Raw genomic sequence first — 15,110 nt, 5'->3', positions numbered from 1 at the left:
TGGGTAGCAAGGTAGTCTGCGACGGCCTCCGTCAGTGGGCTCTGCCGGTTAACGGCGATAACGATGACATGCCAGCCAGCATTCATGAGGTAACGGAATCGTTCTTCGGTTCCAGCAATGTGGTTTCCGTACCAGTGCCATTGTCCGCCCCAGACTTCCACGGCGACGGGGAAGGCAGCGATATCGCAATTGTAGGGGCCGATCGGGAGCTGAGCAGTGGGATATACGCCGCGTTTGAGAAGCATCGCGAAGAGATCCTTCTCGTACCTGGAGGCATTGGTTCGCTTGGTCTGGTTTGTGATAGCGCGTTGAGCCTTCTCGGAAGCAGAGTGCTTTCTGCCGCGCACGGCTTCGTGCGCCTTCTCCGCAAGCCGGGATCGTTCCTCCTTGGGAGTGACGGCCATTCTTGCAAACTGTTGCTCACTGCGGCTTCTGGTCGGAATTCCGGCGTCGCGAAAATGCCGTTTGATGACGTTCGCGGAACATCCGAAATGGTCTGCCACTCCTTGCACTCCGATGCCGGAGTTGAACAGGGTGAGAGCCTCTTCCACAGGAATGCTAACTCGTCGACTGCCGGATTGTACGAGAGTAATTCCGCGATCCTTGATCAGTCGGTAGATGGTGTTTCGGCTTACGAGGTACTTGCTCGCAAGATCCTTAGCGGAGATTCCGGACTGGTATTCCTTGACGATGTTGTCAGGATCAGCAAGCAAGATTTTAGCGGCCATGTCTATAACCTCGAAACGGTGGAAGGCTGGTATTTTGCAGGAGGAATTGTAACCCACAACTGTCGATCTACTACGGTTCCAACCACGCGCTTGTCGGAAACCTTCTCGAAAGGCGCTACACGCGCCTCGGTAGGCGATAACGGCGGTGCTCAAGTAGATGCCAGCCAGAATTACTACGAGTGGCTCGCGACACAGCCGGCAGGATTCCAGGATGCGGCGCTTGGCCCTGTGCGCGGTAAGTTGTTCCGCGAAGGCGGGCTCCCTCCGGATAAATTCGCCAAGCTGCAGCTTGATAGCAAGTTCAAGCCGTTGACACTGGTCCAACTCAGAGAACTTGAGCCGAAAATGTTCGAGAGAGCCGGTGTAAACTGAGCGCTCCTAACTTGGGGCGACTCATGATCATTGTTGAGCACGGGAAAGGCACTGACTCGGCCGCAAACAGCTACACAGACCTTGAATCACTTCGATTTCATGCTCGTTATTTCCGCTTCCCAATCCCTTCTGGTGAAAGCGAGCAGATTGAATACTTGATGAGGGCGGTGGCTGCGATGGACGGAATGCGATGGAAGGGCGAGCGCACGCTGTCGGTGCAACCGCTTGCATGGCCTCGATCGGGGATCGTTTTCAATGGCGCCTGGGTAGATGATCGCTTGGTTCCTTATGGAATTCGCCACGGCCAAGTCATGCTGGCTATTGAAATGTACGCCGACGATCAAGGTCTTGAGATGGTCGAGCCAAAATACGCTCATGACAAAGGAAGGCTTATCCCGCTGTCCCGCAGCAGCGCGGAGTACAGACTAGACCCGCCGCTATGGGTATCCAGCAGGACGCAATTCGCCGATTACCTGGTAATGCGCGGGCTTTCGATAGTCCGATAAAACACAGAATTCATACCAAGCCGCCTTAAGGGCGGTTTTTTATTGGCTGCAAAGCAGTCAGACCAAACCCAAGGGGTGCACCAAGTGGCAGACGAAAACCAGATTGATCTTGAAGACCCGGCTGTTCAAACCGCCATTGCAGCAGCTGTTGAGGCTGCGACACTGGGCCTCAAGAACAAAAACACCGAGCTGCTTGGCTCGCTCAAAACCACGAAGACGGAACTGGATGGCTTCAAAACCCAGTTCGAAGGTCTGGACATCAACGCGGTGAAGGCCTTGCTCACTAAGGTCGGGCAGGACGAGGAAACTCGGCTGCTGGCCGAGGGAAAGCTCGACGAGGTCATCACCAAACGTACCGAGCGCCTGCGCACGGACTATGACACCAAGCTGGCCGCCGAGAAGACGCGCGCCGACAAGGCCGAGGCCTTCGCAGCGAAATACAGCGACAAGGTGCTGGCTGATTCCATCCGCGCTGCTGCCATCAAGGCCGGCGCGCTCCCCGAGGCTGCCGAGGACATCATCCTGCGCGCCCGGGGCACTTTCAAACTCAGTGAAGACGGCGAGGCGATCGCTACCGACCGTGACGGCGAAGTCGTTTACGGGAAGGACGGGAAAACCCCGCTGTCCCCGCTCGAATGGGCGGAATCACTGCGTGAAACAGCAACACACCTGTGGCCAAGGGCTCAGGGTGCCGGACAGACCGGCGACAACGGTGGCAAGGCTACCAAAAAGTGGGGGGAGCACACCGAGCAGGAGCGCGCGACGCTGGCTCGAGACAACCCCGAAGCATACAAGCGACTCAAAGCCACTCAAGGAACCTAATCCATGGCCACCACGCAACTCGCAGACATCTTCGTCAGCGACTACTACGCCGATCTGGCGCCGGTTAACTCGCCGGAAAAAACCGCCGTTTTCGAATCCGGCATCATCGTCAAATCCCCTGAGCTGGATGCCATCGCCTCCAACGGTCAGGGCACTGCTGAGATTGCCTACTGGCAAGATCTGGATGCAGACGAAGAGCCGAACATCTCCAACGATGACCCTGATGATTTGGGTCTGGTCGGCAAGGCAGAAATGGGCAGCATGCGTGCGCGCACTCTGTACCTCAACAAAGCCTACGGCGTAGCCGACCTCACCACGGAGTTGGCCCGTACCGAGCCAATGCAGCACATTCGTAACCGCTTCGGCACCTACTGGACTCGTCGCTGGCAGCGTTATTTGCTTGGCGCGGCTCGCGGCATCATCGCTTCGAACATCGCCAATGATGCGGGCGACATGGTTGTCGATGCTGGCGCAACCATCAGTGCTGGTGCGTTCCAGGACGCGGCGTTCACTTCTGGTGATGCTGCCGATGTGTTCTCCGCTATCGGCGTGCACTCGGTAGTGATGAATCAGATGGTCAAGCAGGACCTCATCGAGTACCTGCGCGACTCCGACGGCAAGATCATCCTGGCTACCTACCTGGGCAAGCCAGTATTCATGGATGACAGCCTGGTGTACGGCGCCGGTCGCTTCCTGTCCGTGTTCTTCGGTCAGGGCGCGTTCGGTTACGGCGAAGGCAACCCGGCGAACCCGGTAGAGCTGGAGCGCAAGCCTTCCGGCGGTAACGGCGGTGGTGCCGAGGTCCTGTGGGAACGTAAGACGATGATCTTGCAGCCTGCTGGCTTCAGCTGGAAGGGTGGCGAGAACCGCAACCTGAGTCCGACTGCAACCCAGTACGCGGCAGCAGCCAACTGGGAGCGGGTGTTCGACCGCAAGCAGGTTCCTTTCGCTGCCGTCATCAGCGGCACCGTCACCCCGTAATCCAACTTCGGCGGGGCGCTCAACGGCGCCCCGGCCGACACGGAGAGAATCATGAAGGTTATTTATTCCGACACTCCGGGCAGTGAGGCTGGGGTTTGCTATCGACTGCTGGATGAGTTCTTCGGTGTGATCAGTTCGGCAAAGGAAGTGGTGGTGGATGGCGACAAGCCGAACATCATCGAAGCCTACAAGCGGGCAGGGATCATCGTCACGGACGGCAAGGCCCCGGCTTTGCGTGAAGATGGTCCGACGGTTGCTGAGTTCGTTGAGGCTGGCTATCAGGCAAGCGCATATCCGCCTGCTGGCTATGTCTCTCGCAGCGCCCAGGAAGAGATCGACGCTGCGGTGGCTGCTCAAAGCTTGCTGAAAGACGGCAATGTTGAAACTGACCCGCTAAAAATGAAGGTCCCCGAGCTGAAAGAGTGGCTCACCGCCAAAGGCATTGCCTTCGACGCGACCGCCAAGAAAGAAGACCTGCAGGCCCTGGTGCCAGCGGAATAAGGACAAGCACATGACCGACTTCATCACTGTTGCCGATGTTGATGCCGCGCTGAGTCCTGGCTGGGCCGGCACCGGTGATCCGGTCCTTGCTGTGGCCATGGCCAACGCCTGGCTCACGGCCAAGATTAAGCGGGCTGTCCCCGACCCGGTTCCGGCCGAGATCAAGACGGCCGGCGCCCAGGTCGCCAAAGAAGCGGCGGCGGGAAAGCTGTACACCGCCACGCAGAAGGAAGTGGAGAGCAAGACGGTTTCTGCTCAGTCCGGAACGTCGGTGAGCAAGACCTACGTGGCGGGCTCTACCGACTTTTCCGCCGGCGAGAACTTTGCCTTGGCTCTGCTGGTGCCGTGGACCAAACGTTCCGGCGTGATGATGCTCAAGAGGGTCTGATCATGGGCATGCGCGAAGAAATTCAGGCTGAGATGGCCGAGGCGTTCGATGATCCCGACGGCCTGGCTGATGCCGTGAAGCCGGTGCTCGGCGTGCGGAAGGTGGCGGGCGAATACGACCCTGACACAGGTACCGCGCCAGAAGTGGTTGTCACCTACGGCGGCCGGGGAGTGTTCGGCAGCTACTTGGCCAAGGAAATCGACGGGTCGTTGATCCAGACCACCGATGAAAAGCTGCTGATCTTGCAGAACGAGTTGTTTGTAACGGTTGGAGTGGTGTCGACGGAGATTGTTGCCGAACCGAAGATCGGCGATATCGTCGCCGGAAAGCGCGCCCTGAACGTCAGTCAGGACCCGGTGGGCGCCACCTGGACAATTCAGCTGAGGGTTTGAAGATGGCATCCAAATACGCCGGCCAGTCCGGCAGCTTCGCGCTGAGCCTCGCCGAGTTCGCATCCCAGGCAACGGAAGCCATTGATGCCAGCCTGCGCGAGATCATCATCGAGGTCGGCAACAGCGTTATCCGCATGTCCCCGGTGGGCAACCCTGAGATCTGGGCGCAGAACGCCGTCGCGAGCCAGTACAACAAGGCCGTGGACGATCACAACAGCGGATTGCGCAGCGATCCGGCCAACCTGACAAAGGCGGGGCGGTTGAAGCCAGGGCGCAAGCTGAACGACGGCATGGATATCTCCGCGCCGAGCGGCTATGTCGGCGGCCGGTTCCGCGGCAACTGGATGTTCAGCATCGGCGCCCCGGACAGCACGACGACCGAAGAGGTTGACCCGAGCGGAGCCAAATCAACGGCGCGAATCGTTGCTGGTGCGATCGAGTTCAAGGCAGGCGACACCTGCTACATCACTAACAGCCTTGGATATGCGATCCCGCTGGAGTTCGGGCATTCGACCCAGGCACCGGGCGGCATGGTCCGCATCACCGTGGCCCGCTTCCAGCAGATCGTGCTGGAGGCCATCAGGAACAACCAAGTATGAGCCACAACATCATCGCTTCGATATTCGAAGCCAGGCTGATTGCTTGGGCGAAAGCGTTGCCGGTACCGCTGAAGGTTGTCGTCGAGAACGAGGCCTATACGCCCGGCGACGGCGTCACCTACTTGAAGGCGTTTACGCTCCCGGCCGACACCGCGAGCAACACGCTCGGCGGCGACCACAAGCTGTACACCGGGATGTTTCAGGTCAGCATCGTGACGCCGTCGGGCAAGTACCGCGGCGCGGCCGGCGCAATAGCAGACCAGATCGCCGCGTTGTTCCCGCTGTATGAGCGAAACACCAAGGGCGTGCTTACGGTGGTGACCATGACGCCGGTCGACCCCGGCCCCGGTATTGCCGACGACACCACCTTCACCGTGCCCGTGTCGTTTCAATACCGGTCCGACACCAACTAATCCGCCCATTGGGCAAACCCAGAACCCGCCATTGAGCGGGTTTTGTCATTTCTGAGAAGAGGAAACACCAATGGCTGGCATTCAAATGCCCAACGGCGCAACTTTCGAAATTGCTTCCGCCTACGGCACGGCAATCCCATTCACCACCCTGAGCAACGCGAACCCGGCGGTGGCCGCAGCTTTGGCGCATGGCCTGGCCGAGGGCGACATCATCGCCGTGAACTCCGGTTGGACGCGCCTCGACGGCCGTGCCGTTCGGGTTGCCGATATCGCCAGCGGCACCTTTGCGCTGGGCGGCGTCAACACCACCAACGTTCAGCAGTACCCGGCGGGCTCCGGCATCGGCTCGGCACGTGAGGTGACCTCGTTCACCGAGATCTCGCAGATTACCGAGCTGAACTCTACCGGCGGTGATCAGCAGTTCCTGACCTTCGGCTTCCTGGCTGACGACGATGATCGCCAGATGCCGACCACCAAGAACCCGATCACCCTGAGCATCACGGTTGCCGACGACCCGTCCAAGCCCTATGTCGATGTCTGCGAAGCAGCGGACGATGACAAACAGGCCCGAGTCCTGCGCCTGAACCTGCCGGGCGGCAGCAGCATCGTTTACAACGGCTTCGTCTCGATCACTTCGACCCCGACCATGTCGCGCAACAACCTGATGACCCGCGTCATCAGCATTGCGCTGACCGGTCGCCCAGCCCGTTACGCGGCGGCGGTGTAACCCATGGCCAAGTTCAAGATTGCTCAGAATCCCACCTTCAAAGCCGACGTGGATATCCCGCGCGTCGGCGGCACCACGATCAAGGTGCCGTTCGAGTTCAAGTATCGCGACCGTAAGGAACTGGCGGCGCTGTTCGCGGGCTGGCAGGAGAGCGCCAAGGAAGATCAGGAGCGCTTCAAGGCCAAAGGTGACGAACTCACCCTGATTGAAATTACCGACTCCCACATCGAGCGCCAGGTGGAGCAGGTCACGCAGTTGGTGGCCGGCTGGGGCTTTGACGACAAGTTGAGCCCTGAGTCCATCCGTGCCTTGGTGGAAACCTCTGCCGGTGCCGGTGACGCCATCGTTGATGCCTATCAAAAGGCGTTTTCCTCGGCCCGCCTGGGAAACTAACCAGCGTCGCCCGCCGCATGTACGAGCAGGGTCCGTCAGAGGCGGATCTTGCGGCGTTCGGGTTGTCGTTGGCAGACATCCCTGAAAAGGAGTGTGAAGTGCTGGCCGATAACTGGCCGGCCTTCTGCCTCTTCAATGCTCTGTCCACGCAATGGCGGACAGGGGCGTGCGGCGCTACCGGGCTCGATTACACGTCCATTCGCGACGTAGCCGGATACCTCGGCATCAAGAAAAAACAAATCGCTGAGATTTTCCACGACCTCCAGGTGATGGAGGCCGAAGCCCTGCTCGTCATGAGCGAATCGAAGTAACGGAGCACTCATGTCGGGCACAATCGCGCAGTTGGGCATTGAGGTAAATTCGGGTGATGCTGTCCAGGCTGCCACGGATTTGGAGCGCCTGGCCCAGGCCGGCGTCAAGGCTGAGAAAGCCGCTGACGGTGTGGCTGCTGGTTTCGACAAGGCAGCGACGGCGTCGACTGGCCTGGCCACGGCCGAGGGCAAACTGTCCGAATCCACCGAAGACGCAATGAAGCGTCTGACGGCCATGGCCAAGGCCTCGCTGGACTCAAGCGACTATTACCAACGATCTACCACCAGCATCAACACCAACGCTACCGCGCTGGATAACTCAGGGGCCGCATTAAGCAGTGTGGCTGCGATGGCGCGCCGCTTTCAGGCGGAGTCGGACGCCCTGGTCGGCTCGACAGATCGTCAGGCTGATGCAGCGAAGAAGGCGGCGGCAGCCACCGGCGTTCAAGCCGAAGGGCTGCAAGCGCTGCTGGCCAAGATCAACCCGACAATTGCTGCCTACGAAAAGCTCGACCAGCAGCAAGAACTTCTCAAGCAGCACCTAAAGGCTGGGAACATTGATTCCGACCAGTTCAAGGCGTATTCGGCTGATATCGAGAAAACCCGGAGTAAGCTGGGCGACTTCGATGATGGTCTGAAGAAAACTGGCGTCAGTTCGAGGCAGACCGAAGCGGCATTGCGTCAACTCCCGGCGCAATTCTCTGACATCTTCACCAGCCTGGCGGGCGGTCAAAACCCGCTGATGGTGCTGATCCAGCAGGGCGGCCAGATCAAGGATTCGTTCGGCGGCGTCGGCGCTACATTCGATGCCCTTGGCGGAAAGATTAAGTCCCTTTTCACCGGTGGTGCCGGGGCTGCGGTGTTGGGCGAGTCGCTGGCTGGCATAGCCGTCAGCGCCAAGGACGTGGCCGAGAGCACCGGGAAAGCGGGAGAAAGCCTGTCCGGCTTGGCTGAAGGCACGAATACTGCCGCAGAAGCTGCGGAGAACGCGAAAAAGGCATACGGCGCGCTGCCTCCAAGTGTTACCGGGGCCTCGATGAGTGTCGTGGGCATGACGGTTGCGGTACTGGCAGCGGCTGCTGCTATTGGCGTCCTGATTTACGGTTACAGCCAAGGTAGCAAAGAGGCCGAGGAGTACAACAAAGCCTTGATCCTGACCGGCAACTACGCCGGTACGTCGGCAGACCAGATGGCCAATTTGGCCCAACAGGTCAGCGCTACCAACGGCACCACTGGTGAGGCAGCGGCATCGCTGACGAAGCTGGCGGCAAGCGGAGTGATTGCCGGCGGCAGCTTCAAGGAAATCGCGGACGCCGCCGCAGCAATGGAGGATGCAACCGGTAAGTCGGTCGATGCGACCATTGCCGAGTTTGTCAAAATCGCCAAGGACCCGGTCGCAGCGGCGAAAGAGCTGAACGACCAGTACAACTTCCTCACTGCATCCACTTACGCGCAGATTGTTGCGCTGAAAGAGCAGGGCGACACCGTTGGTGCTGCTGACCTGCTCACCAAGGCTTATGCCGACACAGTGCAGGATCGCTCCAAGCAGGTAACTGACAACCTGGGCTTGTGGCAAAAAGCCTGGAAAGGCGTAAAGGACGCCGCAAGCGGTGCTCTGGATGGGCTGAACAACGTCGGTCGGGCCAAAACCTACAGCGAGCAGATCGAGGATCTGAAGGCGAAGCTGACAGGCTCGAATGCGTATGACGTTGGCGGTTTGAGGATGAACGCCGGAGCCGTCGGCAAGAAAGAGCGCGAGGATATCCAGGGGCAAATTAGATTCATCGAGCTGCAGCAGGATGCTGAAAAGAGTCTGAATGATTATCTTGGCGATCGCACTCGGATACAGAAAGAGGGTATCGCCGCTGAGCAGCGCCTTAAGCAAATCAGCGACTCGAACCTCACGAATGCCGAGAAACGCGACAAGCTGACCAAGGCCTATTTGCGTGACGTCGAGAGGCTGAAGGAGGCGAACCCTGACGATCCCAAAGTCCAGGCCGACTATGTCGCCAAGACGCTTCAAAACATCAAGGATAAGAACAAGGACCCGAAGGCGGCATCGTCCGCTGGCGCCGTCGATCTCACTGCCTTCAACGCCGCTCAAAACGCTCTGAAGGAAATCCAGTCCGACTATTCGAACACCCAGAAACAACTGGATGCCGCGCAGAAGGCCGGGCTGATCTCGCAAGAGAGTTATGCCTCGCAGCGTTCAGTGCTGATCAGTGCAGAGAAGGAGGAGGTCACGGCGGCTTATCAGGCCGAGATCGACGCCCTTGAGGCAGCCAAGGCCAAGAAGAGCACGACGGCCGAGCAGTCCATTGAGCTCGACAATAAAATTGCCGGCGCAAGATCGGACATGCTAAGGGCGCAAAAGGCTGCTGACAGTCAGCAGGAGGTGCTGGCAACTGCTGAGGAGGGTCGGCTTAAGCAGCTCAGGGTTGCTTCCGAAGCTTATGTCACGCAACTGGAGCGGCAGCGCGCAGCACTTGATAACTCGGGTACGCGCGCTGCTCAGGCGCTCGGCCTTGGCGACCGTCAAGCCGGACTGCAAAGCAACTTGGACGGCGTAACGGACAAGTTCAACGACGAGCGAGCCAAGCTCCTTGATCGCCGTAAAACCGCTCCGGACAAATACAGCAACGCCGAATACGAGAAGGATCTCGCGATTCTGGAGAACGCCGAGAACAAATACCGCGACACAGTTATCGAGAATTACGAAAAGATCTCTGCTGCTCAAGGTGACTGGCGCGCTGGCGCAACGTCGGCTTTCCAGAACTACATGGAATCGGCGCGCGACGTTGCCGGGCAGACGAAAAGCCTGTTCACCAATGCCTTCAGCTCGATGGAGGACGCGATCGTTAACTTCGCCATGACCGGGAAGTTGTCGTTTGCGGACTTCACCAAGTCGATCTTGGCAGACATGGCGCGGATTGCGAGCAGGCAAGCCTCCTCGGGGATTCTCAAAGCGATTGTTGGGGCGGGCGCTAACTACTTCGCCGGGGGTGGGGCTACAGCAGGAGCTACGGCTGGAGGTGCAGAAGCTGGCGCCCAGGAATTCGGCAGTCAGTTTGATGCCAGTTCTGCGTCTGTTGCGTTCGGCGGCGGCCGGGCCACCGGCGGTGGCGTTGACCCTAACACCCTTTACGAGGTGAACGAGAAGGGGCCTGAGCTTTACAGCGAGGGTGGCAAGTCATTCCTGATGACTGGCGCAAATGGCGGCAGCGTTACTCCGCTGACCACCGGAGGAGGGCCTGGAGTGGCCGCTTCCGGCGGTTGGGGCGGGTCGCCTCAGGTCTACATCAACATTTCCAGCGACGGCAAGACAGACGTGTCGAGTGATCAATCTGGTCTCGAAAGCTTTGGCGCTGAAATCGGCAAATTCGTTGAGCAGAAGTTCAAGCAGCTCGAGGCCAAGTCTTTGAGCCCTCAGGGCAACATCCGCAAAGCAATTCAAGGGAGGGGGTAATGGCCGACATTTTTACGTTTCGTCCGGATAAGTCGGTCCCGGTCACGTTCGCCCAGCGGACGCGATCGGCCACTTTCGGCGGCTACAAGCAAACCGCAGGCGACGGGCTCAACACAGAAACCCAGACCTGGGCGCAGACCTTCACCGGCTCGAAGGAAAGGATCGTCGCCATCCTTACCTTTCTGCGGGCTCACCAGGGCTACAAGTCTTTCATCTGGCCAACACCTCTCGACGGCCCGTTGTATTTCACCTGCAATGCCTACGGCGCTACACCGCAAGGCGGAAACGCCTGGGTGCTCACCGCCACCTTTGAACAAACATTCCAGGTGCAGTGATGGCCGAAAGTATTTACGAAGACATCCAGAAGCTGGAAGTTGGTCTGTACGTCGAGTTGTTTGAACTCGACCTGACGCCCATGAGCGGCGACATCTACCGCTTTCATGGGTACACACAACTCGGGCCCATCTACTGGCAAGGCATCGAGTATTCGCCCTGGCCAATCAAAATCGAAGGCTTGGGCATGACGGGGGAAGGCCAGCAATCCAACCCCTCGCTCACTGTCGGCAACGTAACCGGCTTCATCACGGCGCTCTGCGCGACCTATCAGGATTTGGTCGACTCCAAGCTGCGCCGCCACCGAACGTTGGGGCGCTATATGGATGTGGCGAACTTCCCCGGCGGCAACCCGGAAGCTGACCCGAACGAGTACTTCGCTTCGGACAGCTACGTCATCGACCAAAAGCAATCGGCCGACGGCGAGGCTGTGGTCTTTGTCCTGAAATCACCACTGATTGCAACTGACCGTAAGCTGCCCGGGCGGCAGATCGTCGCGAACTGCTGCCAGTGGTCATCGATTGGTGGTTACCGTGGCGTCTACTGCGCCTGGACCGGATCGAACTACTTCACCGACAAGGATGTGCCGACCGACGATCCCGCCAAGGACATGTGCTCATTCACTCTGAAGGGCTGCAAGCTGCGCTTCGGCGAAAACAACCAACTCCGCTACGGGTCGTACCCCAGCGCCGGCAACTGAGGGCATCGCATGAAGCTCAATAAATCCATCATTGATGCCATCTACGCTCACGCCGAAGCCGAAAACCCCAAGGAGTGCTGCGGCATTGTGGTGCTGGCGGGCGGGAAGAAACGTTATCTGCCGCTGCCGAATTCTGCCGAGGCACCCGAGAAGGATTTCCGTATCAGCGCCGAAAGCTGGGCTGGTGCCGAAGACCAGGGCGAGCCGGTGTGTGTCGTGCACAGCCACCCAGGGCAGTCAGCTCGACTGAGTGGCGCCGACCGAGTTTCGCTTGAGGCTACCGAGCTGCCTTGGCTGATAGTAGAAGTGCGCGAGGGAAAACCTGTCTCGCACCTGATTCACTTGCCAACCGGTTACCAGGCTCCGCTGCTCGGTCGCTCGTTTCATCATGGCGTGCTCGACTGCTACACACTGGTCCGTGACTACTACCGACGCGAACTGGGTATTGAGCTGGCGGACTACGAGCGAGAGGACGGCTGGTGGAATGGCGTAGAAGACCACTACATGGAGAAGTACGAGGCTACCGGCTTCCATCAAATCGACCCGAGCGAGCTCCGTCAGGGCGACCTGATCATTATGCAGGTGCGGGCCGAAAAGGCGAACCACGCCGGCATCTATCTGGCCGATGGAAAGCTGAAGACCGAGCCTAATCACCATCCGGTGCCCGGGTCCATCCTGCACCACCTCTACGGAAAAGACTCAAAGCGCGACATCTTCGGCGGGTACTGGCGAGATGCCGCGAGACTGTACCTCAGGCACAAAGATGCACAACCAACCACATGATGCGGCGCGGCCGCGGGAGACTGAAATGGATCAAATAAAGATTGATTTGCTCGAATGCCTGGACTCGATGGCGCTCTCACTGGCGGAACACAATCATGAGTGGAGCCATGAACAGCGCCAGGCATACGAATCAAGCGTTGCTCAACTTACTTCTGGCGATTGTAAGGCGACTGGTTAGTTGGTTTGAGGCTCACATTCTCATCTGCGGCTTTCGAGTAAATAGAGTCTTCAGATCGGCCAAGTTTCAGACCAATCACGCGGGTCGGAGTGTTTTCCTTGGCCAGTTTCTTAAGCTCGGCAACTTCTGCCGCTGTCCAAGCCTTTCCTGCATTTTCAGGTTGTTTTGCCATTTTAGACCTCCAGGTCATAAAAGCGCCGAAATTGGCGCATCCCAGTCCTTGGGCTTGCAGGCAAGGGACTGGGGGTATCCGTTGCGTGAAGGCAGGAGGCTACTACTCGGCGGGGCTATCGCGTTACTGGGGATTCGTACAGGCAGGGGAAGCCCGGAGGGGCCGGGCTTGAATCTATTCTTTGGGGAAGCGCTTCTTTGCCTTAGGGCCGCTGTTTGGCTCCGGTTTCGCGGCGTCTGGTGGCACTCCGCGCAGAGCCAAAAGCATTGCTTCAATTATTGCCTGCTCTGAGTAGGTATGTGACTCGCCTATCGTCGCCAGTAAGGCGTTCTTGTCGACACCTCGGAATTTTGGTTCCGGCTGCAACGCAAAGCTTTCTTCGAGGCGAGCAACCAACTCCGCGTTAACGGATCGATGATTTTTGTCCGCGGCAGTCTTTAAGTTCTCATAAAGGCTGTGCGGCATTCGAAACTGTGATCTATAAATTTCTTCCATGTCACTATCTTGTCACTCTCAATTATCCGCTGTATAGTGACTGCGTGTCACTAAGGAGGGTTTATGAGCGAGCTATCGAGAACACAGGTTCGCTTTCCGGTCGAGCTGATGGAATGGATAAAGCAGCAGGCGCGAGAGCAAAACCGGTCAATGAACGCCCAGCTCGTTGAGATTATTCAACAGGCGAGGGGAAAGACTAAAAATGAACAGGCATAAAAAAGCCCCAAGCGCGCCAACGCTTGAGGCTCATAAAGCAGAACGTCTAACTATCAGGAAAAACGTCATGAGCAAGAATACCACAGTAGTTGACATGCGTAAATTCGTTGAGGCCCGTAACGGCGAGGTCTTCACCTCAACGCGGCAGGTCGCTGAAGCATTTGAAAAGCTCCACAACCACGTTATTGCCAAGGTCAGAGCGCTCGAGTGTTCGGCTCAATTTTTAACCGACAACTTTTCGTCGGTTCAATTTGAACATCGCGGCAACACCTATGAAGCCTTCGAGATGACCAAGGACGGCTTCATGTTCCTGGTGATGAGCTTCACCGGCAAGAAAGCCGCAGCTATCAAGGAAGGTTACATTGCTGCCTTCAACTGGATGGCAGCCCAACTGGGACTTTCGAGCAAGAGCCTCGTTGCCAAAGCTGTTTCCGAGGCGCTGGGCGCAGAAGGTGCGCGCACGCTCAGCAACGTGATGCGCTGCCGAGTAGCCAAGCTTGATGCCGAGCATCAGCGTAGTGCCACCGCGAAGCTCGCTTCCGCACTTCACGCTCGTTTCGATGTTCCGCGCATGGAGCTGATACCCGCCGACAAGATGGATGCAGCCTGCAATTTCATCGCGAGTTACGCGATCGAGGGTGAATACATCCCTCGGCAGTCGAGCCTGATCCCCGAAAAGCTTGGCGAATGCGAACGCTATTTGATCAGCGCCGATCCAAAAGGCAACACGCAGATCACGCCGGTTCCAATGGGTGCGTTCGTCCTGACGCGGCAGGAGTTCATGCAGTCAATGCTTGTGGACAGGGATATGCCCGTATCCACAGCGGAGATGTTCCAGTTTGTAGCGCTGGCAACTGAGAACCTCCGCATTCGCTCACTGAGCCAGGCACGGAAGGTGGCAGCATGAACTTCATACTCAAAGCTGGCGGGCGCGCTTTGATCCTTATGCCGGAGCGGCCAAATCTGGTCGGTCGTTCCGGGCAACTCGTCCGCAAGATCGAAGAAAACTGGCTAATGCTGGTCGAGGGCAAGCGCTACTCGGTGAGCGCAAAAAGCCTGATGCCGCTGGACGGCTTCAATCCTGGCGCGGCGGTATCTATTGAATTGAGGAAGACAGCATGAGCAACATCATTCCGTTTGACTTTCACGGGCATGCTGTCGCCTTTAATGGCGGCGGCTGGATTAATGCCACACAGGCGGCCAAGCAATTCGGCAAGCTGCCAAATGAATGGCTTCGGCTTCCAGAGACGATTGAGTATCTGAAGGCAATGGCTCGTACATGCGGGGAAATCCCGTATGTAAAAACCAGCCGGGCTCGCGCGGATCGCGGCGGCGGTACTTGGATTCATCCAAAGTTGGCCGTTGCGTTCGCGCGCTGGCTTTCCGCCGACTTCGCCGTTTGGTGTGATGTTCAGATTGATACGCTATTGCATGGGGATATCGGGATTCGCCAGGAGTATGAAGGAGCATGTCGGATATTGGATGAGCGTGAAAAACTCGCCAGCGCCCAAGGGAAAGGGCTGGCGACATGGCGCTGGCAAAAGCCTGTACTTGAACGCCGTGTCGAGCATCTGCTGGAGCAGCTTCAACTGACACTGCAGCTCGACGTAGCGTAACCCTCCCACGAGCCCGAA

21 protein-coding genes and 1 pseudogene are annotated in these 15,110 nt (G+C 58.2%); 20 read left to right on the top strand and 2 right to left on the bottom strand.

From position 1 onward, the window contains the following. Window positions 1–785: 785 nt before the first annotated feature. The 16 genes and pseudogenes from FQ192_RS34370 to FQ192_RS10355 all read left to right on the top strand — a co-directional run. Window positions 786–1,100: pseudogene (locus FQ192_RS34370) on the top strand (phage head morphogenesis protein); the annotation flags it as partial. A 23-nt stretch (window positions 1,101–1,123) separates the two neighbouring features. Beyond that, window positions 1,124–1,606 (top strand): DnaT-like ssDNA-binding protein, encoded by a 483-nt coding sequence (locus tag FQ192_RS10425; RefSeq protein WP_149658540.1) that lies wholly within the window; start codon window positions 1,124–1,126, stop codon window positions 1,604–1,606. Window positions 1,607–1,690: 84 nt separating this feature from the next. Then, a complete protein-coding gene (locus tag FQ192_RS10420) occupies window positions 1,691–2,428 on the top strand; it encodes a hypothetical protein (protein ID WP_149658539.1) in 738 nt (245 codons plus the stop codon). Window positions 2,429–2,431: 3 nt separating this feature from the next. Next, the gene (locus tag FQ192_RS10415; protein WP_109503447.1) at window positions 2,432–3,409 is read left to right on the top strand and encodes a phage coat protein; all 978 of its coding nucleotides are present in this window, start codon (window positions 2,432–2,434) and stop codon (window positions 3,407–3,409) included. Window positions 3,410–3,460: 51 nt separating this feature from the next. Then, on the top strand, window positions 3,461–3,910 hold the full coding sequence (locus FQ192_RS10410) for a HeH/LEM domain-containing protein (protein WP_149658538.1): 450 nt from the start codon (window positions 3,461–3,463) through the stop codon (window positions 3,908–3,910). Window positions 3,911–3,920: 10 nt separating this feature from the next. After that, window positions 3,921–4,298, top strand: a complete 378-nt coding sequence (locus tag FQ192_RS10405) for a hypothetical protein (RefSeq protein WP_149658537.1) — start codon at window positions 3,921–3,923, stop codon at window positions 4,296–4,298. A 2-nt stretch (window positions 4,299–4,300) separates the two neighbouring features. After that, window positions 4,301–4,690, top strand: a complete 390-nt coding sequence (locus FQ192_RS10400; RefSeq protein WP_149658536.1) for a hypothetical protein — start codon at window positions 4,301–4,303, stop codon at window positions 4,688–4,690. 2 nt (window positions 4,691–4,692) lie between these two features. Further along, window positions 4,693–5,289 (top strand): hypothetical protein, encoded by a 597-nt coding sequence (locus FQ192_RS10395; protein WP_149658535.1) that lies wholly within the window; start codon window positions 4,693–4,695, stop codon window positions 5,287–5,289. Beyond that, window positions 5,286–5,702 carry a phage tail terminator-like protein gene (locus tag FQ192_RS10390; RefSeq protein WP_149658534.1) on the top strand — a complete coding sequence of 139 codons (417 nt, stop codon included), beginning with the start codon at window positions 5,286–5,288 and terminating at the stop codon, window positions 5,700–5,702. The genes FQ192_RS10395 and FQ192_RS10390 overlap by 4 nt, the downstream gene beginning before the upstream one ends. 70 nt (window positions 5,703–5,772) lie before the next feature. Then, entirely contained in the window at window positions 5,773–6,429 is a 657-nt protein-coding gene (locus tag FQ192_RS10385) for a phage tail protein (protein WP_149658533.1), read from the top strand. Window positions 6,430–6,432: 3 nt separating this feature from the next. Further along, a complete protein-coding gene (locus FQ192_RS10380) occupies window positions 6,433–6,822 on the top strand; it encodes a phage tail assembly chaperone (protein ID WP_149658532.1) in 390 nt (129 codons plus the stop codon). A gap of 17 nt (window positions 6,823–6,839) precedes the next feature. Beyond that, window positions 6,840–7,133 (top strand): DUF1799 domain-containing protein, encoded by a 294-nt coding sequence (locus FQ192_RS10375; protein ID WP_149658531.1) that lies wholly within the window; start codon window positions 6,840–6,842, stop codon window positions 7,131–7,133. Between the two features lie 10 nt (window positions 7,134–7,143). Next, a complete protein-coding gene (locus tag FQ192_RS10370) occupies window positions 7,144–10,599 on the top strand; it encodes a phage tail tape measure protein (protein ID WP_149658530.1) in 3,456 nt (1,151 codons plus the stop codon). After that, window positions 10,599–10,934 (top strand): phage tail protein, encoded by a 336-nt coding sequence (locus tag FQ192_RS10365; RefSeq protein WP_149658529.1) that lies wholly within the window; start codon window positions 10,599–10,601, stop codon window positions 10,932–10,934. The genes FQ192_RS10370 and FQ192_RS10365 overlap by 1 nt, the downstream gene beginning before the upstream one ends. Further along, complete coding sequence (locus FQ192_RS10360) at window positions 10,934–11,632, top strand: phage minor tail protein L (RefSeq protein WP_149658528.1); 699 nt, start codon at window positions 10,934–10,936, stop codon at window positions 11,630–11,632. The genes FQ192_RS10365 and FQ192_RS10360 overlap by 1 nt, the downstream gene beginning before the upstream one ends. Window positions 11,633–11,641: 9 nt before the next feature. Then, window positions 11,642–12,415 (top strand): C40 family peptidase, encoded by a 774-nt coding sequence (locus tag FQ192_RS10355; protein WP_149658527.1) that lies wholly within the window; start codon window positions 11,642–11,644, stop codon window positions 12,413–12,415. 146 nt (window positions 12,416–12,561) lie between these two features. On the opposite strand, the gene FQ192_RS10350 is transcribed toward FQ192_RS10355, so the two are convergent. Then, window positions 12,562–12,765 carry a hypothetical protein gene (locus FQ192_RS10350; protein ID WP_149658526.1) on the bottom strand — a complete coding sequence of 68 codons (204 nt, stop codon included), beginning with the start codon at window positions 12,763–12,765 and terminating at the stop codon, window positions 12,562–12,564. A gap of 174 nt (window positions 12,766–12,939) precedes the next feature. Beyond that, window positions 12,940–13,260, bottom strand: coding sequence for an Arc family DNA-binding protein (locus tag FQ192_RS10345; RefSeq protein WP_149658525.1), 321 nt, complete (start codon window positions 13,258–13,260; stop codon window positions 12,940–12,942). A gap of 63 nt (window positions 13,261–13,323) precedes the next feature. Here FQ192_RS10345 and FQ192_RS10340 point away from each other — a divergent pair, with 63 nt between their 5' ends. From FQ192_RS10340 to FQ192_RS10325, 4 genes are all read left to right on the top strand, one after another. Beyond that, window positions 13,324–13,476, top strand: coding sequence for an Arc family DNA-binding protein (locus FQ192_RS10340; protein WP_149658524.1), 153 nt, complete (start codon window positions 13,324–13,326; stop codon window positions 13,474–13,476). A 67-nt stretch (window positions 13,477–13,543) separates the two neighbouring features. Beyond that, window positions 13,544–14,383, top strand: a complete 840-nt coding sequence (locus tag FQ192_RS10335) for a Rha family transcriptional regulator (RefSeq protein ID WP_149658523.1) — start codon at window positions 13,544–13,546, stop codon at window positions 14,381–14,383. Further along, on the top strand, window positions 14,380–14,598 hold the full coding sequence (locus FQ192_RS10330; RefSeq protein WP_149658522.1) for a hypothetical protein: 219 nt from the start codon (window positions 14,380–14,382) through the stop codon (window positions 14,596–14,598). The genes FQ192_RS10335 and FQ192_RS10330 overlap by 4 nt, the downstream gene beginning before the upstream one ends. After that, a complete protein-coding gene (locus tag FQ192_RS10325; protein WP_046382715.1) occupies window positions 14,595–15,092 on the top strand; it encodes a KilA-N domain-containing protein in 498 nt (165 codons plus the stop codon). Before FQ192_RS10330 ends, FQ192_RS10325 begins: the two co-directional genes overlap by 4 nt. Window positions 15,093–15,110: the final 18 nt, after the last annotated feature.

This window comes from Pseudomonas sp. ANT_J12 (genome assembly GCF_008370045.1).
Taxonomy (GTDB): domain Bacteria; phylum Pseudomonadota; class Gammaproteobacteria; order Pseudomonadales; family Pseudomonadaceae; genus Aquipseudomonas.
Note: the sequence above shows the minus strand (reverse complement) of the source record. Positions and strands in the feature narration are given on the sequence as shown.

Excerpts from the sequence above, each read along its gene's own strand:
- FQ192_RS10425 (WP_149658540.1), top strand. The coding sequence starts at position 1,124 with ATGATCATTGTTGAGCACGGGAAAGGCACTGACTCGGCCGCAAACAGC.
- FQ192_RS10415 (WP_109503447.1), top strand. The coding sequence starts at position 2,432 with ATGGCCACCACGCAACTCGCAGACATCTTCGTCAGCGACTACTACGCC.
- FQ192_RS10410 (WP_149658538.1), top strand. The coding sequence starts at position 3,461 with ATGAAGGTTATTTATTCCGACACTCCGGGCAGTGAGGCTGGGGTTTGC.
- FQ192_RS10405 (WP_149658537.1), top strand. The coding sequence starts at position 3,921 with ATGACCGACTTCATCACTGTTGCCGATGTTGATGCCGCGCTGAGTCCT.
- FQ192_RS10400 (WP_149658536.1), top strand. The coding sequence starts at position 4,301 with ATGGGCATGCGCGAAGAAATTCAGGCTGAGATGGCCGAGGCGTTCGAT.
- FQ192_RS10395 (WP_149658535.1), top strand. The coding sequence starts at position 4,693 with ATGGCATCCAAATACGCCGGCCAGTCCGGCAGCTTCGCGCTGAGCCTC.
- FQ192_RS10390 (WP_149658534.1), top strand. The coding sequence starts at position 5,286 with ATGAGCCACAACATCATCGCTTCGATATTCGAAGCCAGGCTGATTGCT.
- FQ192_RS10385 (WP_149658533.1), top strand. The coding sequence starts at position 5,773 with ATGGCTGGCATTCAAATGCCCAACGGCGCAACTTTCGAAATTGCTTCC.
- FQ192_RS10380 (WP_149658532.1), top strand. The coding sequence starts at position 6,433 with ATGGCCAAGTTCAAGATTGCTCAGAATCCCACCTTCAAAGCCGACGTG.
- FQ192_RS10375 (WP_149658531.1), top strand. The coding sequence starts at position 6,840 with ATGTACGAGCAGGGTCCGTCAGAGGCGGATCTTGCGGCGTTCGGGTTG.
- FQ192_RS10370 (WP_149658530.1), top strand. The coding sequence starts at position 7,144 with ATGTCGGGCACAATCGCGCAGTTGGGCATTGAGGTAAATTCGGGTGAT.
- FQ192_RS10365 (WP_149658529.1), top strand. The coding sequence starts at position 10,599 with ATGGCCGACATTTTTACGTTTCGTCCGGATAAGTCGGTCCCGGTCACG.
- FQ192_RS10360 (WP_149658528.1), top strand. The coding sequence starts at position 10,934 with ATGGCCGAAAGTATTTACGAAGACATCCAGAAGCTGGAAGTTGGTCTG.
- FQ192_RS10355 (WP_149658527.1), top strand. The coding sequence starts at position 11,642 with ATGAAGCTCAATAAATCCATCATTGATGCCATCTACGCTCACGCCGAA.
- FQ192_RS10350 (WP_149658526.1), bottom strand. The coding sequence starts at position 12,765 with ATGGCAAAACAACCTGAAAATGCAGGAAAGGCTTGGACAGCGGCAGAA.
- FQ192_RS10345 (WP_149658525.1), bottom strand. The coding sequence starts at position 13,260 with ATGGAAGAAATTTATAGATCACAGTTTCGAATGCCGCACAGCCTTTAT.
- FQ192_RS10340 (WP_149658524.1), top strand. The coding sequence starts at position 13,324 with ATGAGCGAGCTATCGAGAACACAGGTTCGCTTTCCGGTCGAGCTGATG.
- FQ192_RS10335 (WP_149658523.1), top strand. The coding sequence starts at position 13,544 with ATGAGCAAGAATACCACAGTAGTTGACATGCGTAAATTCGTTGAGGCC.
- FQ192_RS10330 (WP_149658522.1), top strand. The coding sequence starts at position 14,380 with ATGAACTTCATACTCAAAGCTGGCGGGCGCGCTTTGATCCTTATGCCG.
- FQ192_RS10325 (WP_046382715.1), top strand. The coding sequence starts at position 14,595 with ATGAGCAACATCATTCCGTTTGACTTTCACGGGCATGCTGTCGCCTTT.